The sequence below is a fragment of the Raoultibacter timonensis genome (genome assembly GCF_022845715.1).
Lineage (GTDB): Bacteria > Actinomycetota > Coriobacteriia > Coriobacteriales > Eggerthellaceae > Raoultibacter > Raoultibacter timonensis.
The window spans coordinates 1,102,088-1,128,005 of sequence record NZ_AP025564.1 but is presented as its reverse complement, the minus strand read 5'-3'; the positions used below and the strand labels follow the sequence as shown (position 1 = coordinate 1,128,005).

General features: G+C 58.5%; 22 protein-coding genes and 1 pseudogene. 5 read left to right on the top strand and 18 right to left on the bottom strand.

The window, feature by feature from the left end:
- Positions 1 to 37: 37 nt before the first annotated feature.
- From MWL89_RS04480 to MWL89_RS04470, 3 genes are all read left to right on the top strand, one after another.
- Entirely contained in the window at positions 38 to 1,948 is a 1,911-nt protein-coding gene (locus tag MWL89_RS04480) for an FAD-binding protein (protein ID WP_102378809.1), read from the top strand.
- Between the two features lie 44 nt (positions 1,949 to 1,992).
- Complete coding sequence (locus MWL89_RS04475; RefSeq protein WP_244411920.1) at positions 1,993 to 2,244, top strand: 4Fe-4S dicluster domain-containing protein; 252 nt, start codon at positions 1,993 to 1,995, stop codon at positions 2,242 to 2,244.
- A gap of 167 nt (positions 2,245 to 2,411) precedes the next feature.
- Positions 2,412 to 3,821, top strand: coding sequence for a helix-turn-helix domain-containing protein (locus MWL89_RS04470; protein ID WP_244411919.1), 1,410 nt, complete (start codon positions 2,412 to 2,414; stop codon positions 3,819 to 3,821).
- A gap of 29 nt (positions 3,822 to 3,850) precedes the next feature.
- Here MWL89_RS04470 and MWL89_RS04465 read toward each other — a convergent pair whose 3' ends face one another.
- The 10 genes from MWL89_RS04465 to MWL89_RS16390 form a co-directional block, all read right to left on the bottom strand.
- The gene (locus MWL89_RS04465; protein WP_244411918.1) at positions 3,851 to 4,519 is read right to left on the bottom strand and encodes a TorD/DmsD family molecular chaperone; all 669 of its coding nucleotides are present in this window, start codon (positions 4,517 to 4,519) and stop codon (positions 3,851 to 3,853) included.
- A gap of 123 nt (positions 4,520 to 4,642) precedes the next feature.
- Complete coding sequence (nrfD, locus tag MWL89_RS04460; RefSeq protein ID WP_244411917.1) at positions 4,643 to 5,869, bottom strand: NrfD/PsrC family molybdoenzyme membrane anchor subunit; 1,227 nt, start codon at positions 5,867 to 5,869, stop codon at positions 4,643 to 4,645.
- A 19-nt stretch (positions 5,870 to 5,888) separates the two neighbouring features.
- Positions 5,889 to 6,506 (bottom strand): 4Fe-4S dicluster domain-containing protein, encoded by a 618-nt coding sequence (locus MWL89_RS04455; RefSeq protein WP_425226282.1) that lies wholly within the window; start codon positions 6,504 to 6,506, stop codon positions 5,889 to 5,891.
- Between the two features lie 2 nt (positions 6,507 to 6,508).
- Entirely contained in the window at positions 6,509 to 9,028 is a 2,520-nt protein-coding gene (locus MWL89_RS04450; protein WP_244411916.1) for a molybdopterin-dependent oxidoreductase, read from the bottom strand.
- 284 nt (positions 9,029 to 9,312) lie between these two features.
- A complete protein-coding gene (locus tag MWL89_RS04445; RefSeq protein ID WP_244411915.1) occupies positions 9,313 to 10,266 on the bottom strand; it encodes a slipin family protein in 954 nt (317 codons plus the stop codon).
- A gap of 31 nt (positions 10,267 to 10,297) precedes the next feature.
- Entirely contained in the window at positions 10,298 to 10,717 is a 420-nt protein-coding gene (locus MWL89_RS04440) for a GntR family transcriptional regulator (protein ID WP_244411914.1), read from the bottom strand.
- Positions 10,718 to 10,733: 16 nt separating this feature from the next.
- Positions 10,734 to 11,702 carry an NrfD/PsrC family molybdoenzyme membrane anchor subunit gene (gene nrfD / locus MWL89_RS04435; RefSeq protein WP_244411913.1) on the bottom strand — a complete coding sequence of 323 codons (969 nt, stop codon included), beginning with the start codon at positions 11,700 to 11,702 and terminating at the stop codon, positions 10,734 to 10,736.
- Between the two features lie 544 nt (positions 11,703 to 12,246).
- Positions 12,247 to 13,287: an aromatic ring-hydroxylating oxygenase subunit alpha gene (locus tag MWL89_RS04430; protein ID WP_244411912.1), complete on the bottom strand. Its 1,041-nt coding sequence runs from the start codon at positions 13,285 to 13,287 to the stop codon at positions 12,247 to 12,249.
- Positions 13,288 to 13,458: 171 nt separating this feature from the next.
- Positions 13,459 to 13,908 (bottom strand): PIN domain-containing protein, encoded by a 450-nt coding sequence (locus MWL89_RS04425; RefSeq protein WP_244411911.1) that lies wholly within the window; start codon positions 13,906 to 13,908, stop codon positions 13,459 to 13,461.
- Positions 13,905 to 14,204 (bottom strand): type II toxin-antitoxin system RelB/DinJ family antitoxin, encoded by a 300-nt coding sequence (locus MWL89_RS16390; protein ID WP_425226281.1) that lies wholly within the window; start codon positions 14,202 to 14,204, stop codon positions 13,905 to 13,907. Before MWL89_RS16390 ends, MWL89_RS04425 begins: the two co-directional genes overlap by 4 nt.
- Before the next feature lie 234 nt (positions 14,205 to 14,438).
- On the opposite strand from MWL89_RS16390, the gene MWL89_RS04420 reads away from it, so the two are divergent.
- Positions 14,439 to 16,544, top strand: coding sequence for a DUF6541 family protein (locus tag MWL89_RS04420; protein WP_244411910.1), 2,106 nt, complete (start codon positions 14,439 to 14,441; stop codon positions 16,542 to 16,544).
- Positions 16,545 to 16,712: 168 nt separating this feature from the next.
- Here MWL89_RS04420 and MWL89_RS04415 read toward each other — a convergent pair whose 3' ends face one another.
- The 8 genes and pseudogenes from MWL89_RS04415 to MWL89_RS04380 form a co-directional block, all read right to left on the bottom strand.
- The gene (locus MWL89_RS04415) at positions 16,713 to 17,387 is read right to left on the bottom strand and encodes a TorD/DmsD family molecular chaperone (protein ID WP_244411909.1); all 675 of its coding nucleotides are present in this window, start codon (positions 17,385 to 17,387) and stop codon (positions 16,713 to 16,715) included.
- Positions 17,388 to 17,487: 100 nt separating this feature from the next.
- Complete coding sequence (gene nrfD, locus MWL89_RS04410) at positions 17,488 to 18,708, bottom strand: NrfD/PsrC family molybdoenzyme membrane anchor subunit (protein WP_244411908.1); 1,221 nt, start codon at positions 18,706 to 18,708, stop codon at positions 17,488 to 17,490.
- 12 nt (positions 18,709 to 18,720) lie between these two features.
- Positions 18,721 to 19,338 carry a 4Fe-4S dicluster domain-containing protein gene (locus MWL89_RS04405; RefSeq protein WP_102379594.1) on the bottom strand — a complete coding sequence of 206 codons (618 nt, stop codon included), beginning with the start codon at positions 19,336 to 19,338 and terminating at the stop codon, positions 18,721 to 18,723.
- A gap of 9 nt (positions 19,339 to 19,347) precedes the next feature.
- Positions 19,348 to 21,756, bottom strand: coding sequence for a molybdopterin-dependent oxidoreductase (locus tag MWL89_RS04400; protein ID WP_244411907.1), 2,409 nt, complete (start codon positions 21,754 to 21,756; stop codon positions 19,348 to 19,350).
- Between the two features lie 262 nt (positions 21,757 to 22,018).
- Positions 22,019 to 23,032: pseudogene (locus MWL89_RS04395) on the bottom strand (slipin family protein).
- Positions 23,033 to 23,038: 6 nt separating this feature from the next.
- Positions 23,039 to 23,524, bottom strand: coding sequence for a GntR family transcriptional regulator (locus tag MWL89_RS04390; protein ID WP_244411905.1), 486 nt, complete (start codon positions 23,522 to 23,524; stop codon positions 23,039 to 23,041).
- 65 nt (positions 23,525 to 23,589) lie between these two features.
- The gene (gene nrfD, locus MWL89_RS04385) at positions 23,590 to 24,594 is read right to left on the bottom strand and encodes an NrfD/PsrC family molybdoenzyme membrane anchor subunit (RefSeq protein ID WP_279611958.1); all 1,005 of its coding nucleotides are present in this window, start codon (positions 24,592 to 24,594) and stop codon (positions 23,590 to 23,592) included.
- 116 nt (positions 24,595 to 24,710) lie between these two features.
- A complete protein-coding gene (locus tag MWL89_RS04380) occupies positions 24,711 to 25,031 on the bottom strand; it encodes a type II toxin-antitoxin system VapC family toxin (protein WP_146040728.1) in 321 nt (106 codons plus the stop codon).
- A gap of 412 nt (positions 25,032 to 25,443) precedes the next feature.
- On the opposite strand from MWL89_RS04380, the gene MWL89_RS04375 reads away from it, so the two are divergent.
- A complete protein-coding gene (locus MWL89_RS04375) occupies positions 25,444 to 25,902 on the top strand; it encodes a protease inhibitor I42 family protein (protein WP_102380497.1) in 459 nt (152 codons plus the stop codon).
- Positions 25,903 to 25,918: the final 16 nt, after the last annotated feature.

The window sequence follows — 25,918 nt, the reverse complement described above, 5'->3', positions numbered from 1 at the left end:
TGCGCCCAGCAGAAACACCGAGGAGTAGGGAGCAAATATGACCATTGATCGCAGACAGTTCTTGCAAGGCGCTGCCTTTGTCGGCGGAGCGACGGCTCTTGCCGGTCTTACGGCCTGCTCGGGAGGAACCCCGAAGAGCCAAGACGAAACGAAGGCGACGGGCGGAAACCCGCAGGAGCCGGTTATCACCGAACTGCCCATTCCCGAAGCGGAGGCGCCGTCCGTTACCGAATACGAAACCGACGTGTTGATCGTCGGAGCCGGATTCGCGGGCATCCCCGCTGCCATCGAGGCCCAGGCGCAGGGCAAGTCAGTCCTTCTCGTAGACAAAGGGCATCCCGGCTACTCGGGATGCAGCCCGTTTCCCCAGTGCTACCAGTTCTTCAATGAAGAATGGGGCGACGATCGCGATGCCCAAAGGGAAGTCACCAAAGCTGCCGGCGAATACATCGCAAACCTCGACTGGTACAACGTCTACATGGACGAGTCGAAAGAATGCTTCGATCAGCTAGAGGAATGGGGTATTTTCGAACGATTCCCCAAGGCATCGGAAGCGGGAGATTATTTCGATACGAAGCGCTACCAAGACTACCATGATGAGTTCGCCCAGTACGATCGCCGCGCTCGCTGGAACCAGCTGCTTAAGGACAAAGGTATCGAAAGCGTCGAGTACACGATGATCACCGATGTCGTCAAAAAAGACGGTCGCGTTATCGGAGCCATGGGCCTGCACGTTCCAAGCGGTACCGTCATGACGTTCAACGCCAAGGCAGTCGTGCTGTGCATGGGCGGCGGCGCTTACAAGAACGGTGGATGGCCCATGTCGGGCGATACGTTCGACGGCGACTGGATCGGATATAATGCGGGAGCCTCGATCACCGGCAAAGAGTTCACGTACCAGATCGCCACCAGTTCGGTTGCACCGACATGCGGGTGGCGCGTGTACACGTGGGGATACCTGGAGAACATTCATCCGGTCGGCGGCATTTTCGGTGCCGAGGACGTACCCGAGAGGATCAAAACAAGAACCAGCACCATCGTCGGCAAGATCAACAAAGCCCGCAACGGCCTCGAACCGATCGATGCCGGCAAAACCTCCGACCAGCCGCTCGACAACGCGAAGAACTCGACGAACCCCGACGATCCGCGCATCATCGGCAACGATGTAGACCCCATGCCGTCACGAGACATCGACGGTGCAGCCGTTGGCAAGGGAATCCATAAGTGCGACGGGATCTTCTGCGGAGTCGACGATCTCGTGGGATACACGGGAATCCCCGGCCTCTACGCAGCAGGCGATACGCTTGCCTCGATGATCTACGGCTCCGTCTACACCCCCGGACAAGGGGGATCCGTTCCCGTATCCCACATACAAGGAAGGCGCGCCGCGAAAGCGGCGGCCGAGTACGCCGACACCGTCGACCTTGTAAAGATCGACGCCGACACCGTATCGTCGAAATCCGAGGAGCTGCTCGCACCAATGAGCCTCGAGACGGGATTCAGCCCCTACTGGGCGCAAGACGTGCTTCTCAGCATCATGGCTCCCTACTGGGTCGACATGGTCAAAGACGAACAGAGCCTCTCAACAGCTCTCGCAAACGTCATGCAATTGCAAGAAAACGTTGCGCCGAAGCTCATGGCAACGAACTCCCACGATCTGCGTACCGTGCATGAGGTTAAGCACAAGATCCTCAACGCCGAAATCAAGCTGAGGACGAGTCTCGAGCGGAAGGAAAGCCGCGGATACTGCTACCGAAGCGATTATCCCTATCGCGACGACGAAAACTTCCTCTGCTACATAACCGCTTCGAAAAACGAGGACGGAGAAATGGAGATCAAGCGGGTTCCCGTGAAAGACGAGTGGAAGGGCGATCTCTCGCAGCCCTACACCGAACGCTACGTTACCCGCCTTCCCGGCGAAGCCGAAGCCCTCGGCCTCCCCGAGTAGCAGACGCGTCGCACAGACAACACCCAACGATTGGAGGAAACACCATGAGCGTCGCTCGTTACGATTTGAACAAATGCATCGGATGCAAAAACTGCGTGACCATTTGCCCCATGGACGTATTCCGGTTCGACAGCTCGGAGATGAAATCGGTAATCGCCTACCCCGAAAGCTGCCAAAGCTGCGGGCAGTGCTTCGTGAACTGCACGGGACGCTCGCTTGTGATCACCTGGTACGAAGCGGGTCAGCCGATCACAACCTACCGCGCACCCGAAATACAAGAATCTCAAACAGCCTAACCGACTGCAACCCAATACGAGGAAGGAGCCCCTTTGGGCTCCTTCCTCGTGCGCGGCATTGGTATAATTCCATTATCGAACGAACCCCCATTGCATGCTATATTGCTCTATGGCGGTTGAGGGAAAAACGGCGCCGGGGATTAGCGCCAATCACGAGAAAAGACGGCATGGGCATAGTAAAGCGCCTCGGAAAAACAAGCGATCCGTTCGCTGTGCTGAGCATGGCTTTTCTTTGGCCATGCCTTATTCCGACAACGTATTACACGACGATCGCCTCGAATGCAGCCGTGTCTTCACTCACGGACTTCCCGTTTTTCATCGTCTTCCCCTCCCTGTTGATCGTTGCGCTCGTTTTCGCCTTTCTGCTTGGAAGCCGCAAGCAAACCCCGGGGCCAGCATCCGTGCGCATGCTGGGCGCATGCGGTGCGTTCGGCGTAATCGGTCATGCCATTCTCTGCATTCCCCAAGCGTGGCCGGCGATTCCTGTCTGGGTTTTCGTCGTCGGGCTGATCCTTGCAGCAGTTTACGTGACGTCGTATTGCATTGCCGTCGGGGGGATGCTATCCCAAGGAGAGCCGGGACGTGTGGCCGTCGAAGCGGTCCTCTCCTTCGTCATCTGGGAACTCGTTTCGCTCGTCTTGAATCTGACGGGCACGAACACCGGGCTGGTGCTCGTGCTATCCCCCGCGCTCGCCACCTTGTTTGCACTGCTTGCGCAACCCCGAAAAGGCCATCCGCTCGACATTCGAATCGTCCGCTCGGAAATACCCTGGTACATGATTATCGGCAGCGTTGCTCTCGTGTTCTTCAACATTGTGTACGTGAAGATACTTTTCGCCCAAGATCCGAGCACGTCGGACTCTCTCCACGTGTTCACTTCGCTCGTTGCCCTCGTGGTCTCGTTCGGCATTATCGCATTCCTTAAGGGCAGATCGTTTTCGCCGAGCACGCTCGTCGTGGTATTCGCAACGCTGGTAATTCTCTATATCGCCGCGCTGGTCGTCGTGCTGCTCATCACCGATCAGACGAACGTTGTTGTTAACAGGATATGGGCTGCAAGCGGGAGATGCTTTAAACTGTTCGTCTTTGTGGCGCTCTGTTGCCTCGTTAGCAGGAAGATCCTTTCGCCTATCGTCGCCTTCGGCTTCTTCCTACTAACCCTCGTCGCCCTTCCCGATTTCGTCTCTTTCGACCTCTCGTATCAGTCGCCTTTTCTCGACTGGATCATCCATACCGACATGGCAGGCCCCCTTGCGATCGTCGCCACGTTCGTTACCGCCGCCCTGTCGATCGTGTTTCTCGCCTTTGAAATGATGAAACTCTCAAAAGCCATCAGTCGTCGCCAAGACGACATTCACCAATCGATCTGCAAAACTGCCCTGGAGAACCGAAACCTCAGCGAACGAGAGCTGCAGGTCGCAGAATACGTGTACCGCGGCTACAGCGCAAAGAGAACCGCCGAGGCGCTGTATCTGTCGGAATCAACCGTGAACAGCCACACGAGGAATTTGTATCGGAAGCTCGGGATCCATTCGAAACAGGATCTGATACAGCTTGTCGAGAGCTTTAAGTACTGACTTCCGACCCTCGCGCTCGCACGGCTGCGCTATCGCATATCGCTATCCATGACCCGTCCCAGCATCACCGCCGCCGCGCGGAAGAGCGGCTCGCGGGACTCGGCGGCCGCGGCTTCGGCGAAGCGGGGCATCCAGGTTCGGGCGTGATCTTCGAGGAAGCGGGCGCGCGCGGCGGCCCAGGAGCCGTGCGGGGGCTCGGCGCCTTCCGGGGCGGCGGCGAGGCCGCACTCTATCATGCAGAGCCACTGCAGGAGCTCGAGCTCGGTGGCCGCGTGGTCCAGGGGCTCGTTGGTGCCCTCGGGGCGCCCGAGGCCGCAGCCGCGCACGAAGCGCTCGACGGCCATGGAGTGCGGGTTCACGAACAAAAGCGCCTGCACCCCGTCGTCGGCCGCGCGCCACACGCCCTCGTAGGGCGACACCGCGGGCTCGGGCGCGCCCACGAACAGGCGGGTGGCCTCGGCGCGCAGGGCGTGCAGGAGGGCCTCCGGGCCGCGGCCCGCGTACGACTCGAGCCCCGCGCCCCAGCCGCCCGGCAGCGCGAGCCCGAGCGCGCCCGCGACCTCGGAGGCAGCCTCCGCCCACTCGCCGGAGGCGACGGCCCCGGCGAGCTCGGGGCCCGGGTGGCGGAAGGAGAGCGCCAAGAACTCGTAGGCGGTCGCGAGGGTTCGTTCTTCCCGGTTTTCAGTTGTCGATTCCATAAGAGAAACTCCTTCTCCGTGACTCCGAGCCAACGCGCGCCGAAGACGGGCCTTCGGCGCGCATGTAGTTCTCGAGCGCAAAACCATGCTGTAGCGGCAAAAGCCACACCCGAGCGAACTAGGCTAACGAACCTCGGATATCGGCTTGAGGGGCAGGAACTTGAGGCCGAGCAGCAGCATCAGCGCCCCGAGGCCGAACACGCCGAGGGCCACGCCGAACTCGAGCGGGGTCGGCCAGTACACCATGCCCTGGTAGGCTCCGGCCATGCCGGCCGCCCAATCGGTAACGGTGTAGGGAGTCATCGGACCAGCGTAGTCGATGTTCGGGATCTGGAACCCGCCAACCAACAGCTGCACGCGCTTGCAGAAGATGCCGATTATGGCCGCGAGCGAGGCGGCTACGATGAGCCCGTTCCTGCGCAGCGCGGGAACGAAGGCGACAATCGCGGCGAAACCGCACAGCGCGATCTCGGCCCAGAAGAACGGGGCGAGCGCACCCGAGGTGAGCATCGAGACAGCCTTGGCGCCCGAGCCTCCGGGGAAGCCCTCGGTAAGGAGGTCGCAGCCGAAGAAGTACAGGTCGACGAGCACGAACGCGCCGAGCATCTTGAGCATTTTCACAACGTACTCCTGCTTAAGCTCCATGTAACCGGCCTTGCGCAGGGCTATGACCACCACGAGCACGAGCGCGGTGCCGCACACGAGCGCGGAGGACACGAACCAGGGCGCCATGAGCGCGGTGTGCCACATCTCGCGCCCCGCGTTGAGCGAGAAGATCCAGGCCGTCACGCTGTGCACGAGCACCGCGCACACGAGCGCTATGACGCTGACGACGCGCAGGGCCTTCTGCGACACCTTCCCGGCCTCCGCCCGCAGCGTCGCCCAGAGGTAGACGACCGAGAGGATCAGGTAGGTCGCAAGCACGATGATATCCCACATGAGCGGCGAGCTTAGGTTCGAGTAGGCGAAGAGCTCCCACAGGCGCAGGGGCTGGCCGAGGTCCACGACCACGAAGCCGATGGCGAGCACCGTGCAGCAGATCGACGTCCACACGGCCACCTTCGAGATGCCGCCGAAGCCCTTCATCCCGAACGCCTTCGGCACCGAGCTGATGATGAGGCCGCCCGCGGACAGGCCCACGAGGAACATGAAGCAGGTGATGTAGAGGCCCCACGAGTCGAGGTTGCGCATGCCGGTCTGCACCATGCCGCCCGAAAGCTGCACTCCCCAGAGCGCGAGCCCCGCGACGGTTACGACGGCTGCGACGGCGATGCCGATGTTGAGCCCCTTGCCCCCGAACTTGGCAGCAGGAGCCTTGGGCGACGTCGTCGCCCGGTTGTTCTCAGACATTGTATTCTCCTTTATCCGCTTAGACGAGGTAGTAGACGGAGGGGTTAGTGCCTTCGCTCGTCAGGAGCTGCTTGCACTCCCTCTCGCGGATTAATTTCGACACTTCGGATTCCGGGTCATCGAAATCCCCGAAATGGCGAGCTCTCTCCGGGCACACGGCAATACAGGCGGGCTCCAATCCTTTGTCTACCCGATGGACGCAAAGTATGCATTTCTCCACTGTATGCTTCTGGTGCGCAGGTACAGCGCCGCCAACAGGAAAGTCGATTGCATACTCGGGTTCTTCCCAGTTAAACGAACGAACGCCCGTATATGGACACGCTGCAATGCACATGCGACAACCGATGCATTTATCGTAATCCTGATGCACGATACCCGTCTCGGGATCCTTGTAGGTAGCCCCAACGGGGCACGCTTTCGTACAGGCGGGATTCTCGCAATGCTGGCAATTAACAGGAAGGTAGCTCATTGAATTATTAGGCCAGTCTCCGGCAGGCGTATCCATCTGCGATCCGCCATCGGTCAATATCCGGTTCCACCAATTTCCACGAGGAAGGTTGTTCTCATGCTTGCACGCGATTGCACAGGTGTGACAGCCTATACAGCGCGATGTATCGATCACCATTCCAAGACGCATGGCTATTCCCCTTTCTCAACCTGAACGCGAATATCATAAAAGTTGTAATTCACCGACATGGGGTTGACCTTTGTGTGGCTCAACTCTTGGTAGCACCCCTCAATGAACTGGTCGCGCTGCCAGCCCTTCGGCATCCAAGCAATGCCATCTTGCAACCCATTATGTATATGGCATCGGACTTTTACATATCCTCGATCGTTGTATACCCGCACAACGTCGTTTTCAACAATCCCTCGGCTTTCGGCTTCGTGCTGGTTGAGGTATACTAGCGGCTCGGGCATAAGCTCATTCATGCTTTCGTTCCCGAACCATTGCGTATGGGTCATCCACCGACTGTGAACCTGAAGGAACTGTAGCGGGTACGTCGCCGCAAGGGACTCGTCAGCAACTTCGAGTGTGGATTCCCAATACGGCATACGCTCTTTGTCAACGTACTCGGAGTAATCCTGGCCAAAATCGTATCGAGGAGCTGGTGACTCACAATATAGCTCGGCAAGGCCGGAATTCGTTGGAAAGGTTTTTTCGCTCTGAACGAACGGGTTCTCTTTGCTTCCCACCAACCTAATAGCCTTTTCCTTCTTCAGACGATCATAGGTAATCCCACTTTGACCAAGATCTTTGGAATCCATAATAAGATCGATCCACTCGCCAGCCGACTTCTGCGGAATCTCCTTGCTCAATCCCATCGCATCGGCTATCCCTGTAAATATTTCGAAATCAACCTTGCTTTCGAAGAGAGAGTCGATGGCTTTTTCAGAAATGGCAAGGTAAGGATTACCGTTGTTGATTCGAATATCCTCCTGCTCGAGCCAAAAACTCACCGGCAAAACCAGATCGGCATAGCGAGCGCTGTCTGTAAACTCAATATCCATAGACACGATGTATTCCAGCCGAGGGAGTACTTCATTGATATAGGAATTCTGATCAGGCTCATTGGATATCGTGTTAGCATTGGTGATAAGCATCGCTTTGATGGGGAAATCTTCGCCTTGGTATTTTCCGCTAATAATGACATCCCTCATCGCGTTTGGCACCAAATCGCTCGATGCCGCCTTCCCCTCCACCTCCGTCCACGAAGCATTAGTACTTACCTGCAAACCACTGTTCCAGAGACTGCCGTACGTTGCGCCATGCTTGCCAACGTTACCCGTAATGGCGGACAACGAAGCTGCTGCGAAAGACCAGAGATGGCCGTTCCAGTAATGATCAATGCCGTACATGCCAGCGAGCCAAAGAGGGCCACCATCGGTATAGCAGTCGTAGAGATATTGCATATCTTCAGCGCTTATACCGCATTCCTCTATAGCCCTCTCAAAAGAAAATTCGCTCACACGATCCTTCAGAAGGCCGAAAACAGTATCGACCTGAATTCCATCAACTTCAAAGCTCCCAAAAAGCGCTGGTGTCTCGCATTCGCTGAACAAGCGAGCCTCGTTGGCTGATTCATCCCAAACGTAGAAATCGTCAATTCGAGCGCTTTCCCCTGCTGCAGCCCGAGCCGCAATCAATTGAGCGAATTCCGATGTCGCAGCATCTCCTCCAGCAAGTTTCTCTTTGAGTTCGTCATCGAAGTCCGATTGCCTGAGAAGCATACCGGTATCGCGACGAACGAGACACGGTGCGGTGCTGCGCTTCATGCAAAACTCGGCATCATAATCACCATCAGCGATAACCCTATTGAGCAATGCAAGAGCAATAAGCGTATCGGTCCCCGCCTTAACGGGGATGTACTTGTCTGCGCGCGCTGCGCTTGCGGAGTAGATTGGGTCTACTACCACAATTTTTGCCCCATGATCCCTAGCCTCCATGAAGCAACGCCATGTTTGAGGGCTCGCCCATGCGGGATTGAATCCCCAAACAAGAATGGTTTTCGCATTAACGGCATCTAACGTTTCGTTTGTGCAAAAGGTGCCGAGCACACGAAACGCCGCATACTCAAATGCTTGATCGATGCTGAACCCTTGCAGTGTCGCTTCTGTCGCATTTGCGAAGAGAGCCACAAACGAGCCGGCACCGTTAAGAGCGCACCCGTTCCCATTAAGCCGAGAAACGGCAAGTGCTTGCTTTCCGTACTTATCTTGGATTTCCGTGAACTTTTCACCGATCTCAGTAAAAGCTTCATCCCAGCTGATTCGCTCCCATTGATCCGCGCCGCGTTCGCCAACACGACGCATGGGATACTTCACCCGTTTATCGCTATACGTTCGCTCCTGCATCGAAAGCCCACGCAGGCAGCAACCCGAATAAAGCTCGGTTTCATACTCTTTGGGAGTGAGCTTTACAACCTTACCGTCTCGGGCATGGACATTGAACAGGCACGCCTGCGAACAGTTGGAGCGGCATATGGTCGTAGTGATTACCTCTCCCTCATCTGCCTTTGACCCGTCTTCAAACTGGACTGCCTCCGCACCATCGAGAGTAGAAAGCGATACGCCAGCAACTCCGGCCCCAATGGCTAAACCCGTTGTCTTGAGAAAGCTTCTACGCGTAAGCCCGCCCTGCGGACTGTTCGCTCCTGACATTTCTCCTCCTCAGATCGTGTCAGGATATCCATGAAAGTTTGAATGTCATCGATGGCGTGAACCCTCGATGCAATCCCTCAGGATATCCCCCTTTGTACTCCTGAAAAGAATTGGCCGATTCTCTTTGTCATAGTCTGCCATACGTCATTACGATTATCAAGAGAATTGTATGACAGAGTATGACAAGATATTATTCTATTTTAAGAATAAACTTGAAAAGCACTGGAAAGAATCCAGTAATTCACACCCTTGAACTGGCGTTGTTTAAGCTCTCGCAAACTCGGCTACTCGCCCTTCTCCCCTACGCTATCGGTGAACCCCTCGGAAAACGCACTGGGTATGACAAGGGTGCCGCCCGACTTCTTCACGCTTTCGTAGGCAAGATGCATCGTGCGCAGCTTCATGGCCTCCGCGTTGTCCCTATAGGCCTCGGACGCATCGGCGAGCATGTCGGAGATGTCCTTCTCGGCCTCGGCAAGCACCATGCGGGCGTTCTTCTCCCGCTCGGCGATTGCCTCGAGCGACATCGCCTCCTGCAGCTCCTTGGGTACGACGATGTCGCGCACCTCAACATCGATGATATCGATTCCCCACGGGCTCAGCTTCTCTTCGATGGCAACCTTGAGCTCTTCGTCGAGCTGGTCGCGGCGCATGGCCACCTCGGCCACCGTCGCCCGCCCTATCGCCTTGCGCATGGCGGTTTGGGCCACCCACGCCACTGCAGCAGAGTAGTCCTCCACCTCGACGGTCGCCTTTTTGGGGCTGAACACCATCCAGAACAGCACGGCATCCACGTTGATGGGCACCAGATCGCTCGTCAGCGTCTCCTCGGCGCCGAAGTACGTGGCCGATACGCGCTGATCGATGCGCAACGTATAGAATTCGATGATGGGAACAGTGAATACGATGCCCGGCCCCGCCACGCGGTTGAACTTGCCGAACCTGAGCACGACGGCCTTTTCCCATTCGAGCACGACATGCACCGACGATGCGACAAGCCAGCCCGCAACGACGGCGACGATAAGCGCGCCCAAGCCGATGCCGCCCAAACAGAACTCCGCAACGGCGAGCACGATGCCGAACGCCAGAAGAAACACCACCATTGCAAACACAACCGCCCCGTTGCGCGATGCCCTTCGCTTGCCCGTCTCAACCTGGGGCATATGAGGGGCGCGATTCTGTGCGCTGAACAACGGCTGATCCGCCGCCATGTTCTCGTATGTTTTCCTGCGTTGCATCGACAACCTCCTTAACGGGACCAAGCCCGGCTTACGCTTTCGTCCGCTTGGCCTTCTCGTTCTCAAGGCAAGCGCTGAACTGCTCTTCTATATCCTCGACCGACATGCCCAGCTCGAAGCAGCGCTTCAAATACTCCACCGTCACGATCTCGGCAGTCGAAGCGATGCTCACACCCGGCTTGTCGCTCACGTCGCACACGAACGCCCCTTGACGGCGCTTCGATTGGATGTAGCCGTCCTGCTCGAGGCTCATGTACACCTTGCTCACCGTGTTGTAGTTGATCTCGACATCGGCCGCAAGCCCGCGCACCGTAGGCAGCTGGTCGCCCGGCAGGTAGTACCCCGACGTGATGAGGTAGATGAACCGGTTCTTCAGCTGCAACCAGATGGGAATGCTGCTTTTCTCATCGATCTCGAACAGCGCCGCGTTGGTGTTTTCCCTATCTCTCAAATACGACAACCCACTCTCATGTTCCGAACGTCTTATCGATCTCATCGGGTATTGCATACGTTTCCTCGACAGCGGGCTCCAACTCCAGATCGCGATGTACCCCCGCCTCGACGATGCTGAAGCGTAAGCAGAACGCCCCGACGAGCACGAGTATCGCGACGATGCCGAGCAGAACCCGAGTTCCTTGGCCGCACAGATGCACCGCTTCGAGGACAAGGGGAGCCGCAAGCCCGCACGCAACGAAGCCGAACCACCACACGAGGGCTACGTTTCCCTCGGCGAGGGCAACGAACGACTCGCGAACGCCCGGATGATCGCTCGCGCCCGCCAAGGCGACGAACGCCGCCGCGCATACAGCTTCCAGCACGACAAGCACCGCATCGGCGCGCGCCAAACCCCGCACCATACGCACGCTCGCGCTGTCCCGTTCCGCAAAGCACGACACCGCAAACAGCAGCGCCGTGCCACTCGAGAGCGATGACAGCACGAATAGCGCAGGAACCAACGGCGACGCCCAAAACGCAACCCCGCCGATGGTTTGCAGCAACAGCCCCGTGTACAGCATGACCGCCGCACCCACGACAAGCGCCGCAACCTCGAGTGCAACCACAGCCGAACGCGGAACGTCGGGCAGGTATATGAACCTCACGAGCGCCAAACACGCCCCGATGAACACCAGCGCCGCAAGCGCATACGATCCCAGGGTCAACAACGTCGGCGACGGGCTCAAAAACAGATCGAGCGCCCGATCGATGCGGCCCAGATCGAGCAACAAGCTCACGATACCCACGGCAAGCGCCAAGAAGCCAACGAGGAACCCGAAGTCGACGATTCGCTCGCGCGAAGCGACCGAAGGGCCGGGAACGTATGCCGCCGTGCCGAACGGCTGCTTCATCCAGACGAGATCGATCAGCGAGCACAGCACGATGGCACCCGCCCCGGCACCGCCGAGGAACAGATAGACCACTGCCAACGTGCCGAACATCGCTCCCCTGTCTGCCGAGAACACGCACCCTTCGGGTGCATCAACCGTATTAGATTCAGTATGACACAAAAGACGGGTTACGTATATGACACCGTGTCATATATAGGATACGCCTTGCCGCCGCGCCAAGCTCAGGGCGCAAAGAGGCGATGGGGCGATCGCATCGTTTTCGCAATCGTAACGCTCGAACGGAGCAGTGGCTGTTATAACTGCCGCGGGCGACGGTTCGTGAGCGACGATTCTCGGTTCCGTCTGGCATTAGAGGCTCTGACGAACGGGGTTATCCGCGTATTTCACCGCATCTCCCCGCCAACTATCTGCCCCGAAAAAGGCTGCGCACCTGACCGTAACCTGGAAACGCCATCAGGTGTTCTTCCCTACGCCAGCGTGTTTTTGGATCGGGTGAAAAAGATGGGAGGCGAGCTTGCAACCACCGAAGATCAACCGTTGTGCCCCGAGTATCTTGAGGGGTATTACGCACTTCCGGCATTCCGAGACCCGCCTCCGCCCGCGCATGAGCGAGGGCCGCTAGCGCACCCCTCCCCTAATCGAGATGCTCGCCAGCCCGCTTGAGCTTGTCGCGGCGGGAGCGGAACTCGATAACGGGACGGTCGCCGCGAAGCAGGTTCTCGCCCATCCTAAGCTCGGTCTTCTTCGGTCGCTGCGTAAGCACGACGCGCCGGTCCTGGTGCAGGATCACGCCGTTTGCCACGTTGCCCGCAGCGCACACGATGCCGCGCAAAACGGGAATGCGGACCATGCGCTGGTAAAGGCGCAGGTATATCTTCGTATGCTCGTCGTCGATGGGAGCGAACGCCGCCATGATGCGCAGATCGTTGGATATGCGGTTCTGCCACAGGTTAGGCACCCGATACTGCAGGCTGCTCAATTGCTCCCAATCCTCGATCTCTTCCGCCAACTGGGGCGTCTGACCGTGGTCGGGCTCGTTTTTCACGTAGAACGTGAGCGTCTCGTCGTCCCACTTCGTTACGGGGCCGTTCACGAGCGTCTTGTTGCCCCGCCCGATGGTGTTCGGATGAACGAACGGCAGATGGATTACGTCGAGTTGGTTCTCGATGGCGCGCGAGTAGTGCACGTCCCACACCTCTGAACGCTCGGCATACGGGAAATCGCCGCGGAACTCCTCGAACATCGGCAGATCGTCGGGGGCGTTCTCGGGCTTGCCGTAGAACACCCAGATGAAGCCGAACGCGTCAACCGCAAGCCACGGGCGCACGCGGAAGTTCTCGGGCACCTCGGCATCGAGGCCGTTTGCCGGGATGGCAACCACGCGCCCGTCGGCCGCGTAGCGCAATCCGTGGAAGGGGCAGTGCACGTGGCCACCCCCAACGCGCCCCGCCGCCAAGTCCGCACCGCGATGGCAGCACGTGCCGTCGATGCAGGCCACGCCGCCGTCCCCGTCGCGCCACAGCACGAGCCGCCGCCCGAAGCGAACGACGCCCACAGGACGACCGCGCTTCACTTCGGAGGATGCCATGACGGCGTACCACTGATCGGGGATCATGAGGGCCTCGCTTTCGATTGAGCGGCACCTGGCCGCGCACTGCCTTTCGATAACCCTCATTGTCGTGCTCGCAGATACCCGAAGCAACCAACGGCTCGCTTACCTCTACGCGACGGATCGATGACTTTCCGGAAAGGTGCGCCTTAAGGCCGTGAAGCGGCTCGGTTAAGCGCACTTTGAAACCGGGAAGCTGCTCCGCCAAGCACGCCCCGAGACCGTATATCCGCTGCGCTAAGAATCTACCATCTCGTATTCCAGGCACTCGGGCTTGTAGATGGCAACGAACTCCTTGGGAGTCAGTGCGGGAACGGGCGACTTGAGGAAATCCTTCTTGTTGCGCGTGATGATGAAATCGATTCCGTTCCTTTCCGCAGCGTACGCGATGAGGGCGTCTTCGAAGTCATCCATGTCGCTTTCGTTCGCTCGTTTGCAATCGGCTGGTAAGGCGTCAAGAAGATCGAACATTTCCATGAGGCCGGCAATCGAGCTACGCGCTTGCCTTTTCGAAAGATATTTCCTTGCGGCAAGCACGTAGACGATATCGGAAACGGAGGAGACCGTCGCATACGGAACGAACCCTTTCGTCAGGGCAACATCGTAAGAAATATACGAGTGAAAGAAATCTTCCGACTTCCCAAAAATGTCTACCACGACGTTCGCATCATAGAGAATCTTCATCATACCCGAACCCCTGGTTCGGTTTTTCGCATCAATCGCTCATGACGAACGACATCGAGATCGAAATCAGGCGGAAGCTCTACACTGCCGACGAGCTGGCACAAAGCACGCCTTCTTCGCTCAAATATGTCTTCGTTTCCGCCCTCGCCATCACGAAGCCATTCCGGCACCTTCTGCTCGTCCTCAAGATACCGGTAGAGCCTCCGGACGGCTTCCGATACGCTTACACCCTCACGCTCGAGCACGCGATCGCCGCTTCGCTTCAGATCCTCAGGCATACGAACATTCAACGTTGCCATTCCCATTGCTCCCCCTTTCAAAGAGTATCTTCAGCATACTGTATTGCATTACGTAATGCAATACAGTTGACATACGGGAAGGGCGCCTTGAACGAATCTCGCCCCGATACCAAAGCGCCTCGCCGAGCCGATCGACGCAGGTCGATTGCGCAACAGGCCAATACCGTTATAATCGTCCCTGACATTGTTCGAAACACGTTGAGCGCATCGTGCGCACGTTTTGAGGGGTATCCCATGTGGTTCACGCTGTTCCTTGCCGTTATAGTCTGCTGTGCGGTACTGTACGTTCCCGGCTACCTGATCGGGCGCGCGCTTTCGCTGAAACGCACCGTCTCCTGCGCCGCAGCGCCCGCCCTCTCCCTTGCGCTGCTGGTCGTCTTGGGTGTAGTTTTCCGGACGGCGGGCATATCCTGCCACGCGTTGGCACTCGCTGCCGCAACTGGCGCGGTCGCCCTCATCGCCTTCGCACTTGCCCGCGGCATCCAGGGCAAACGCTCGCGTAAGCCCGGCCACGCGAACAGCACGCCCCAACCCGGCCAAACAACCCAGAAGCCTCGCCCCCGACACGCCTCGCCTTCCGAGCGCACCCCTGAGAAAAGCGACGCGCTTTCATCCCGCTTTACCTGGCAGGCCTTTGCCCTGTACGCATGCGTGGGACTCGTCGTGTGCGCATTCGTGTTCCTGACCGCCATCGACGGACCCGATTCTTTCGCACGAAAAGACGATACGACCGTGCATCTGTCCATCGTCCGCGCCTTTCTCGATTCGGGAACCTACTCCACGCTGCACAGCGGCTCTTTTCTCGATCAGGGAACCGCAGGCACGTACTACCCGTCCGCCTGGCATATCGTTGTCGCCATAGCCGCATCGTGCATCGGCGGCGGAGTGGATATCGCCACCAACGCGGCCACGATCGCTTTTACCGTCGTCGTGCTCCCGCTGGGAGTATGCCTGCTGCTCTGCACCATATTTCCGAATCGACGCGGAGTCGTTCTGGCGGGATCGCTGTTCGCAGCGAGTTTCGCCATCATGCCGTGGGGATTTCTGACGAAAGGCCAGCTTCTGCCCAACCTGGCGTCCTTCGCGCTCATCCCCGCCGCCATCGCGCTGTTCGTATCCGCCGTTGAAGCGGACGACAGGGGAACCCGCGCGCGCCTTGCCGCAGGGGCGCTCATCGCGCTCGTCTCCATTGCGCTCTGCCAACCGAACGGCGCGTTCACCTGCGTCATCGGAATGACTTCTTACGCCCTCTGCCGCATCTTCCGCCGCCCAGACGACAAGCGCGCCACTATCACACCGAAAAGGATCGCCTGCGCCGTCGGCCTCGTAGCGGGCGCCTGTGCATTGTGGGCGGTTTTGTACCTCGCTCCCCCCTTGCGCAGCGTGGTCACGTACGGGCCATGGGACACCCTGCTGTCGTTTCCCGAAGCGGTACTGTCCGTCCTGTCGTTCATGTACGTGAAATGGGGCGGCATCCAGCCGTTCTTGTCGATCGCAGTGCTCTTCGGCCTGATTGCCTCGCTGCGCGACCGCCGTTGGCTCTGGCTTGCCGTAGCCTACGTGATCACGCTCGTCATCTACATGGGCAACGTATGCACTGATGGGGTTTTACGCCAGGTGATTTCTGGATTCTGGTATTCGGACTACTATCGCACGGGCGCCATGAACGCGCTGTTCGCCATCCCCCTGGCAGCACTCGGGTTCGCTTGGCTGGTACGCCTTCTCGGCTCCGCTCTCTCTCGGCTCCCAAAGGTTGGCGAACGCAAAAACGCATACGCGGCAGCGGCGCTCACAGTCGTCTTCGTGCTATGCCAAGCGATGCCCTTCCAGATAAGCCTCGGAAAACGCTCGATAGAAAACGGACTGCCCGCAATGCGGGATCAGGTGGCAAGCCTGTATTCGTGGGACGACATCTACACCTCAGAAGAGCGGGCTTTCGTGCAGCAGGCTGCTGCACTCGTCGAGGAAAACGCCACGGTGATCAACGTTCCCAACGACGGAACGGCTTGGTGCTACGGAACCGACGGGTTGCGCGTGCTGTTCCGCCGCACCGGAGACAACGGCAGCAACCCCTTCCCTCCCGCAACAAACGAGATCATCCGTACGCGCTTGGCTAACATTGCCGCCGACGAAGAGGTGCAGCAGGCGATCCGCGAAGTAGGCGCGAGATACCTCATTCTGCTCGACGACCCCACGGGAGACAATCCCACGATAACCGACCAACGCTACGAAGCCGCCAAATGGGCGGGCCTCGAGTCGGTCACAGCCGATACGCCCGGCTTCACGCTGCTGCTGAGCGAAGGAGACATGCGGCTATACCAGATCGACGAGATCGCCTGACAGCAGCTTTTGCGGATGCCCGCATTCGGCAAAGGACGGCGCGGCCGAACCGAATCCGAGACTCGGTTGCCGAGGGCAACCTTCGGCCGCCGAGACTCGGTTGCCGAGGGCAACCTTCGGCCGCCGAGACTCGGTTGCCGAAGGCACCTCATCGCATCGCAAGGCCATCTAATCCCGAGTCCTCAGCGCGTTCGCGTGCCATGTCAGCACGCTTTCCGCCAGTCCGAGCAACACGGCGAAGTAACCGTCGGGATGCGTCTGCGCTATCCGTTCGCGGAAGCCGCCGATCCAGTCCAACGGATGGCCCGTGATAAAGCCGAGCACAGCCAGCGCATTCGAATCGGCCGCACTGGAAGCTTCTCGAGGTTCGCCTCCCGCAGCAAACCCCAACGAGGCACATTGCGTAGACAGGTACAGAAGCTCGATTCCCATATGGTCCTCGTATTGGTTGTTCTCGTTGCTGAGCTCCAAGCCGGACTCGCGCAGGATCCGCCTCATCTCGAACGTCGGGTTCCCGAACCCCACCGTTGCATGGTCCGACCGATACATTGTTTCCCACGGGGGCGCTGCAGGCGAAGGTGGTCCGATGAACAAGCTCGTGTATTCGACCGAGACCCGCAAAACGACATCCTCCCCGTTAGAAACATGCGAAGCAGCCTGCTCTGCGAAGCGCCTGCAGCGAGCGATCGCTTCGCGAATCGAAGCATCTCCGAAATCGGGAAACGAAACCCAGAAGCCGGGATCGATGCCCGCATCGGCTGTCTGCGTCATCGGTTTGAGCAGCGAATTGCCGATAAAGCCGTATACGTCGGCTAAATCGCTCCATGGGATGTTGATAGACATTGCAATCTCCTTTTGACTGGCAACGGGAGCGAGGCGGTACGGCGCTCGCGGGTTGGGAGGAGGCCGCCCGTATGTCGAGCGCTACAGGCGGCCCAGAAAATCAAGCGATTTCGCCGATTGCCCCTTTCCCGGAAGACTCGGCATCCGCAGCAGCACGGTTGCCGGGGAGCAGTTTCCTGCAGAGAACCATGAACAAGAGGATACCGAGCGACACGACGCCGACGACAACGACGATCTCAACCCACGTGGGCGCATAGGCTCCCGCGAGAGCCCACACATCGGTGCCCGAGGCGTGGGCGGCGGCCGACGATCCCGATATAACCCCTGGCGCGCCTGCTACGTTGAACTCGATGAACGAGGTGAGCAGCAGCCATACGCGCTTGCAGAACACGCCGACGATCACGCAGATGTTTGCAAAAGCGACCAGCCCCATGCGTGCGCGATTCTTCGCGAATACGAGGATGACAAACGGAATCAAGATGCCCGCTACGATCTCGAACCAGAAGAACGGCGCCGTAGCCCCGGTTGCCATGATCGTAAGCGTCTCGGTGCCGGCGGCGCCGGGATACGCCATGGTGAGAATTTCGCAACCGACGAAAAATCCGTCGATTGCAATGCAGACGGCGAGCAGCCCCGCAAGGTTCGACAAGAGCTTCTTGTCAGTTTTGAACAGGCCCGATTTGTTCAGCCCCATAAGGGAGAGCAGCAGCAGGGCGAGGCCCGAATCCATCGCCGACACCACGAACAACGGCGCCATGATGGCCGAGTACCAGCCCTCGCGCGCAAGCTCCAAGCCGAAGATCCAGGCCGTCACGCTGTGCACGAGGATGGCCACCGGCAGCGCGAAGCGGGACACGATGGCCACGCGATCCTGCGCCCCGGACTTCTTCGACAACATGAACACCAGGTAGATCACGTTGATCACGAGATACAAAGAGATCACGCAGATGTCCCAGAACAGGGGTGATGTCGGGTTGGGCGATACGACGATCTGCCATACGCGCTGGATGCCGCCGAGGTCGATGAGCACGAACATGCCCGCCAGGCAGATGCACACGGTCGAGAGGATGACCGCGGGCAGCGCCACCTTCTTGTATTCCTTCACGTGGAAGACCGATGCCGAGGAGGCCACGATGAGGCCGCCGGCCGAGAGTCCGACGAAGAACATGAAGCAGGTGATGTAGAGGCCCCACGAGGTGCCGTTGTTCATGCCGGTGACGCCGAGGCCGCCCATGAGCTGGTAGATCCAGGCGGCGACGCCCGCCGCCGTGAGCACCGCGAGCACGCCCGCGGCAGCTTTGAATTTAACTGAAGTTTGCATCGTGCGCACCCCTTAATTGAAGTAGTGGACTTGCGGACGCGTGCCCTGTTCTTCCAGGAGTACGCCAGCCTTCTTTTCGCGAACGAGCCGCGAGATCTCGCTCTCGGGATCATCGAGATCGCCAAACGTACGAGCTTTCGAAAGACAGCAGCGAACGCACATGGGCTCATCCCCCCTGTCGGTACGCTCTTTGCAAAGCGTGCACTTCTCGACTACGCCTTTCGGCCTTACGGGAACGTCTTTGTCTCCGTAGTTGAAATCGGGATCGCGAACCGGGTCTTCCCAGTTGAAAACACGTGCGTTGTACGGGCATGCCGCCATGCACATGCGGCAGCCGATGCACTTGTCGTAGTCGATCTCGACGCGCCCCTTGTCGTCTTTGTACGTTGCACCCGTTGGACAAACCCTCAAACAGGCCGGATTCTCGCAATGTTGGCAGGCGATGGGAAGGTAGGATCGGGTAAGGTTCGGATAGGTTCCAACCGCTCCGACCTCGAAATCGCAATCTTCGACCACTACCCGATTCCAGGCGAGGGACATCGGAACGTTGTTTTGCATCTTACAAGCCATCACGCAGGTGTTGCATCCCGTGCAGCGGCTCAGATCGATTGCTAGACCAAATCGCGTCATATTGATCACCTACGCTTTCTTCACTTCGACAAGCGTGTCGTTAAAGGGGATCACGCGTCCCTTCGGCAGCGCCGGTCCGCGGTCGATCGCAGTGTCGTTCGTCACACTCTGGATCGCGCCGCTTTCAAGATACTTGTCCCATATGCCTTCGACGACGGCCACGGTGCCCGGGCGGATGGCGTTGGTTATCACGCATTCGCAGGAAAACGATCCTCTGTCGTTAACTACTTCGACAATATCCCCCGAAGCAAGCCCGCGCGATTCGGCGTCCACGGGATTCATCTCGACGCTCGGCTTAAAGAATTGCTGTATCCACGTCGAATCGACCATGTTGCAATGGATGTGGTATTTGGTTCTGCGTTGAAAGAATTGCAGCGGATACTCATCGCGCAAGGGGTTGCCGGCATACGCTTCGCAGGGATCCTCCCATGCGGGAAGCGCCTGACCGTAATTGACCAGATTCTCGTAATACAGGTCGATCTTACCCGATGCGGTGGCGTATTTCTGCCCCACGTAGCTGCGGGCTATTTCCGGTTGGTCGTTGAGCGCCACAACTCCGTTGGATTCAATAAGCTCTTCAAGCGTGATGCCCTTGACCGCTTCGTCTTTGGCGTTGTCAAGCTGATAGCGAACAAGCTCCTCGTAGCTTTCGGGGATGGCATCGCCGTATCCAAGTCGTTTTGCGATCTCGGTTTCGATCCAGAAATCGGTCCTGCTCTCGAACAGGGGATCGAGAACCTTCTGCTGGAGCAAGGCATGGCCGCGTAGAGCACGAAGCGATCCGATTTCTTGATCAAGCTCGAAGTGAGAGCAGGTGGGAAGCACGATATCGGCATAGTCGACCGATGGAGTGTGGTATATCTCCTGCGCCACGACGAAGTCGAGGGTATCGATCCACTTTGCCGTCTCGTTCATGTTTGCGCTACACTGCTGGATGGCCCCGTCTTGGAAATACAGCATCCGTATGCCGCTTTTGTCATCGCGGATGTCGACGCTTTCTTTCGGGGCAGAAGCCGCTTTGCATTCTTCGGGCAGCGGCCAATTCGGTAGCTTGCCTGCGCCGAAAACCTTCTGGTACGCATTCACGTACGCGCCGGCGCCGGCGCCGTCCTCGGATCCAAACGTCCCCACCAAAGTCGCCAAAACCACGGCCGCATGCCCGGAAACGTCGGCATTCGAAAACTTGTCGGCGCCGCCGAATCCGAACGACAGAATAGAAGGCCCGTTGCATGCGTATTTCTCGGTAATCTCCCGAAGCACCTCTTCCGAGACGCCGGTTTTTTCTGCCGCCCACTCGATCGGGTATGCCTCATGCTGCTTCTTGAATTTGCGGAATACCGTCGAGTAGGTTTTCCCATCGATTTCGATGGAAGCATCGAGCTTCGGGTCGACGCCATCCGCATCGTAGGGCTGCATCGAATCGCTTACTGCATCCCACACCATAAACGGGTTGTCGGCGCCTGTCTCCTTCGGGGACTCCGCAGGATGATCGCGCAGGAGCGAACCGTCGGCCTCGTCAACCAGAAACGGCATACTTGTATTCTCCCTGAGGTAGGCCTCGTCGTACCACTCGTTTTCGAGAATGAGTGACATCATGCCCAAGTAGAGCGCGGCATCGGTGCCGGGTTCGATGGGTATCCACCGCGAGCTTTTCGCAGCCGTCGTGCAGTAGTTCGGATCGATCGTGATAATCTCGGCCCCGGCTTCCAGCGCCTCAAAGAAATACGGCGCAGTCACCATGCACGTTTCGAGAACGTTGCACCCCACGTTGAGAATCGTCTTGGCGTTCTTCCAATCCTTCATCTCATTCGAGGCTGCGCCCTGCCCGCCCGATTCGGCGATTGCAGGCGAAAAGCCGTTGCCGAGGCCAATGTCGATACCGCGATGCGGCTTCTCTTGGGCTCCGAGAATCCTCCCGAGGTTAACCGAGAGCGTATCGACCGACGGCATATAGGCAATCGCCTGCTTGCCGTAGTCGCTCCACACCTTCTGAATGCCCTGAGCTACCGTGTCAAGCGCCTCGTCCCAGGTGATTTCCACGAATTCGCCTGACCCTCGCTCGCCCACTCGTTTGAGCGGAACCTGAAGGCGATCAACGCTGTAAACGTGTTGTATTTCCGAAATGCCCTTAAGGCATATGGTTTCGTTTCTCTTATCGGGCCAATCGTTTGGCTCGACCAAAGCCATGCGCCCGTCGCGTACCGTGCATTTCAAATGACAGTTACACTGGCAGTGCCGATAATGAAACGTATAGCCGGTCCTTTCCTGCTCATCGGCATGGGCCTGAGCTGGCGCAAGCCATTCATCGGCCGTCAACATAGCGGTTCCCGCTAGGCCCAATGCCCCAACGGCGGCACCGGAAGCCTTGAGGAAGCTTCTGCGCGTAAGCCCGTTCTGCGAACCGTTCGCTTCTGACATCTCTCCTCCTTAACAATCGCGTCCCACCACCTACACTGCCCGATCCGTCGATCGCTGGGCACTCGTCAGCGCGGTAGACACTCCTCGTCATTCGAGAATCGGCCGATTCCACTATCTGCACTATACGAAATAATCATATGACAATCAAGAATTGTCATATGATTATTTCAGCAATCTTTATTCTATTTTTAGAATAAAGATTATCAGGTATTTTTAGATTATCCCAGATCAGCAATCTATATATTAGTGATATCTTACTTTATTAACCTTTAAAGGAGTCCTTCAAGGTGTCGGGAAGCACGTCGCCAAAACCCTCCGAGAACGAGCTCGGAACGACCACCGTTCCCCCAGTTTCGCGGACGCTTTCGTAGAGCAGATGCATTGCGCGCAATCTCAACGCCGCGTCGTTTTTGGAGTAGGAATCCCCCATATCGTCCATCATCTCGCAGATGTCCTGCTCGGCTTCCATGAGGATGATGCGCGCTTTCTTGCGCTGCTCCGCCTGCGCCTCGAGCGACATCACTTCTTGCAACTCTTTGGGCAAAAGGATGTCGCGGACCTCCACCGAGAGGATCGTGATGCCCCACGGTGCAACCTTCTCCTCGAGAATGCGCTTGAGCTCGCGATCCAGCTGTTCTCGCCGTATCGCAACCTCGGCGACGCCCGCGCGCCCGATCGCATCGCGCAGCGCCGTTTGCGCGGCTAGCTCGACGGTTCGCGTGAAGTCCCCCACCTCGGTACACGCCGCCTTTGCGTCCCACACCATCCAGAACAGAACGGCGTTCACGTCGAGGGGCACCAGATCGGCGGTGAGCGTCTCCTCCGCCCCAAACGACGTTGCCCGGACGCGTCCGTCAACGCGCATCGTATTCTGCTCGACGATCGGAATCGTCCAGAAAAGCCCGGGACCCGATACGCGATTGAACTTGCCGAAGCGCAACACCACGACTTTCTCCCATTGCTGGGCGATATGGACCGAAGACATGACAGCCAAGGCAACCACAAGCGCGATCAGCAGCGATGCTACGCCCAACTCGCCCTGCAGCACCCATGCGGCTCCCAACGCTGCTCAAAACGAAACAAGGAACACAACCGCCGAGAACAAAACAACGCCCGCATTCGAAGCCCGCTCCCCTACCACTTCCGTACTCGCGTCGGGAACAACCCGGAACCGCGATCTCGGCCGAGAGGAACCCGCGTCCCCGCAGTGGCTGCCGGCAGACGACCGGCCCGCAGCAAAACCCGCCTCATACGCTTTCTCTTTCCCGATTGCCATGGCGTCCTACCTTTCGCCCTCGCGCTTCGCGCGCTTTGCGGAAACGTCGATCGTTACAATTCGCCCCGGCCCCATCGCCGACGAGCCCTCGCCGACATCCGTCAAGCCCTCGGCCTTCTTGATCTGCTTGATTTTCTTGGCCATGCACTTTTCGATATCGTCGAGCGAGAGCCCCAGATCGCGGCATGCCATCACGCAGTCGTCCATCAGCCGTTCTATCTCCGTTGTATACTCTTCGTCCATCTCGGCATCGAGATCGCGTACGAACACCCCGCGCCCTCGCGTCGACTCCAGATACCCATCGGAAACAAGGCTCAGATACGCCTTGTTAACCGTGTTGTAGTTGATCGATATATCCGATGCGAGCCCGCGCACCGTGGGAAGCTGGTCGCCTGGCTTGAAGTACCCCGAATTGATAAGGTAGATCAGCCGCTGCCGTAACTGCACCCAAAGGGGCACATCGCTTGTCGTATCAACCTCAAATGGAAACATCGCTCACCTTACTAATCTTCGCCGCCTTTACCTCGCCTGCTTCAACCCACCACCGCAAGCCGACGTCACCCGCCCGCAGCGATGGCCAGCACGGGATGCATTCCCGCCTCCACGATACAGAACCGCATGACGAAACCGCCGAATAGCACACACGCCGAAGCAGCAAGTGCCAGCCTGCACGGCGTGTGACCCACGCGCGCCCTGCGCAAAAACACCACCTCGAGCGCCAAAGGCGCCGCAAGGCCCAAGCCTGCGAACCCCACCCACCATAAGCCCGCGTTCGAACCCGCAATCAGATCAAGATACGAGTTCACCGCAGCCTCGCTCGTACCGCTCGCGGGTGCGTCGACGGCTCCTCCGCACGCCGCGAGAAACGCCGCAACCGCCGCAATCTCGAGCAGAACGACAACCGCATCGCACAAAACGATCCGCCTGAACAGAGTGGCAAACGCCGTACCGGCCTCGCTGATATGGGCAGCGCCCACGAACAGGGCGATCCCGCACGAAAGAGACGAGAGCACGAACACGGCGGGCAGCCAGAACACCGCCCAAAGCGGCACCGCAGCCAAGCTCTGCAGCAAAAGCCCCGTGTACACCATCGCAACCGCCGCAACGGGTACGGCGAGAACCCCGAAGAAGCGCACCCAACCCAAGGGCACGCCCCGAACAACGCCCGCCCATGCCAAAGCAAGCATGACGGCGAGCGCAAAGCAAGCGGCGTAGGCATAAGCCCCGACGACGATGTGGGAAAACGTCGGCGTAGACAGCAACAGCAGCAGCCGATCGGCCCTGCCCAGATCGGCGACCAAGCACAGGACGCCCAACAACAGAACAACCAGAACGCATCCGTACGCTGGAGCAAAGAGCTTCCGATACGTGCTCGGTGCCCAGAAAACCGTCTGCGACGCGCGACGCGCCCGATCGGGATGCGAAACGGCGATGCACTCGCCGGGCACGAGCAAGCCCGCAACCGCGAGCACGAGGCACGCACCCGCGCCCGCCCCGCCAAGGAAGAGATAGAGTACGATCGACATACCGAACATGATCCGCCCCTCATGGCATGGTTCCAAAGGCCCGCTCGACCCGTTCGTCGTTGCGACGGGATTATCATAAGACAATAGCCTCGATCATTGTACGCGAAGCGGCGGGAAAACGCACCTGCGTTATTCGGCGATGCGATGAGAATTCATATCCCGGCCATGCGGCGGCGCATGCGCGCTAGCCTCCTGCGACCAGCGCACGGTACGGCCTTCGAAACCGTCAGATCCAGTACCTCGAACACGTCAAGGACTTCGGGGGTCATCTGGCGAGCCTGCTTTTCCGAAGCGTGCTTTCGAGCTGCAAGGATGTACGCGAAATCGGAAAGGGAACCCGCCGAAATGCAGATATCCATACCCTCGGATAAAGCAACGTCAAGAGAGGAATACGGAGCAAAGAAGCCTTCGGTTCTGCTCCGAATATCGATTATCACATTGGTGTCGAAGCAGACTTTCATGCGAGAGTTCACGGGCGAAGTTTTCTTTCGATCCGCTCCCGCTTGAACCGACCCGCGTCAGCGTCGGGGGGGGGGACGGCCTCAACCCATGACCAGACCATCGATCGCTTCCGCTCTATTTCCGCCTGTTTTGAATCGGCTTCCCTCTCGGCTCCCGGATGATCGAGGCTCAGCAAGGACCGGGTTGCCTCCATGTATCCGAAAACCTCGCGGATCAGCTTGGAAACCGATACACCTCCCCGATTCAATACCTGCATACCGCGCTCTTGCCACTCGGAGGCGACCGTCGTCGGCAAAACCGCGCCCGATCGTTGCAGCAAGGTTCCGACACAAAAACGAATAGATTACCTTTCCCTGACCAAAAAGCCATCACCTCTATACTGGGCGGCAGACGAACAAGAACCAACCAGTGTCAGGAGCAATCATGAACGCATCAACGAAAACAAACCTGCTGCCGAAAATCGCATTTGCCGTTGCGAGCATTGCCGCGCTTGCGGTGATCGTAGCGCTCTCGTCGTGCTCGACCACCCCGCAGCAAACCATCAAGATCCCGTTGCAATCCAATGCAGGGACCGGCTACGAGTGGGTCGTCGACGGCGAAACGCCGAGCACGCTGCAGCAGATGGATTCGACCACCGAACCGCAGGGCGACGAAGACCTCGCTGGCGGACCCGTTCTTACCACATACACGTTCCAGAGCATCAAGGAAGGCGACGGAACCATTTCGTTCAGGCTCGAGCGCGCAGGCACGCCCGCTGACGACGATTTGCAGGTGACCTACCACTTCACCGTCGACAAAGACCTCCACGTGACGTTCGACGGATCCGAAGGCACCTATCTCGAAGGAGAAGAAATCCCCACGCCCGAGATCTACGCGCAATAGTGCAACGTTTCGCGCT

Excerpts from the sequence above, each read along its gene's own strand:
- MWL89_RS04480 (WP_102378809.1), top strand. The coding sequence starts at position 38 with ATGACCATTGATCGCAGACAGTTCTTGCAAGGCGCTGCCTTTGTCGGC.
- MWL89_RS04475 (WP_244411920.1), top strand. The coding sequence starts at position 1,993 with ATGAGCGTCGCTCGTTACGATTTGAACAAATGCATCGGATGCAAAAAC.
- MWL89_RS04470 (WP_244411919.1), top strand. The coding sequence starts at position 2,412 with ATGGGCATAGTAAAGCGCCTCGGAAAAACAAGCGATCCGTTCGCTGTG.
- MWL89_RS04465 (WP_244411918.1), bottom strand. The coding sequence starts at position 4,519 with ATGGAATCGACAACTGAAAACCGGGAAGAACGAACCCTCGCGACCGCC.
- nrfD (WP_244411917.1), bottom strand. The coding sequence starts at position 5,869 with ATGTCTGAGAACAACCGGGCGACGACGTCGCCCAAGGCTCCTGCTGCC.
- MWL89_RS04455 (WP_425226282.1), bottom strand. The coding sequence starts at position 6,506 with ATGCGTCTTGGAATGGTGATCGATACATCGCGCTGTATAGGCTGTCAC.
- MWL89_RS04450 (WP_244411916.1), bottom strand. The coding sequence starts at position 9,028 with ATGTCAGGAGCGAACAGTCCGCAGGGCGGGCTTACGCGTAGAAGCTTT.
- MWL89_RS04445 (WP_244411915.1), bottom strand. The coding sequence starts at position 10,266 with ATGCAACGCAGGAAAACATACGAGAACATGGCGGCGGATCAGCCGTTG.
- nrfD (WP_244411913.1), bottom strand. The coding sequence starts at position 11,702 with ATGTTCGGCACGTTGGCAGTGGTCTATCTGTTCCTCGGCGGTGCCGGG.
- MWL89_RS04430 (WP_244411912.1), bottom strand. The coding sequence starts at position 13,287 with ATGAGGGTTATCGAAAGGCAGTGCGCGGCCAGGTGCCGCTCAATCGAA.
- MWL89_RS04425 (WP_244411911.1), bottom strand. The coding sequence starts at position 13,908 with ATGATGAAGATTCTCTATGATGCGAACGTCGTGGTAGACATTTTTGGG.
- MWL89_RS16390 (WP_425226281.1), bottom strand. The coding sequence starts at position 14,204 with ATGGCAACGTTGAATGTTCGTATGCCTGAGGATCTGAAGCGAAGCGGC.
- MWL89_RS04420 (WP_244411910.1), top strand. The coding sequence starts at position 14,439 with ATGTGGTTCACGCTGTTCCTTGCCGTTATAGTCTGCTGTGCGGTACTG.
- MWL89_RS04415 (WP_244411909.1), bottom strand. The coding sequence starts at position 17,387 with ATGTCTATCAACATCCCATGGAGCGATTTAGCCGACGTATACGGCTTT.
- nrfD (WP_244411908.1), bottom strand. The coding sequence starts at position 18,708 with ATGCAAACTTCAGTTAAATTCAAAGCTGCCGCGGGCGTGCTCGCGGTG.
- MWL89_RS04405 (WP_102379594.1), bottom strand. The coding sequence starts at position 19,338 with ATGACGCGATTTGGTCTAGCAATCGATCTGAGCCGCTGCACGGGATGC.
- MWL89_RS04400 (WP_244411907.1), bottom strand. The coding sequence starts at position 21,756 with ATGTCAGAAGCGAACGGTTCGCAGAACGGGCTTACGCGCAGAAGCTTC.
- MWL89_RS04390 (WP_244411905.1), bottom strand. The coding sequence starts at position 23,524 with ATGTTTCCATTTGAGGTTGATACGACAAGCGATGTGCCCCTTTGGGTG.
- MWL89_RS04375 (WP_102380497.1), top strand. The coding sequence starts at position 25,444 with ATGAACGCATCAACGAAAACAAACCTGCTGCCGAAAATCGCATTTGCC.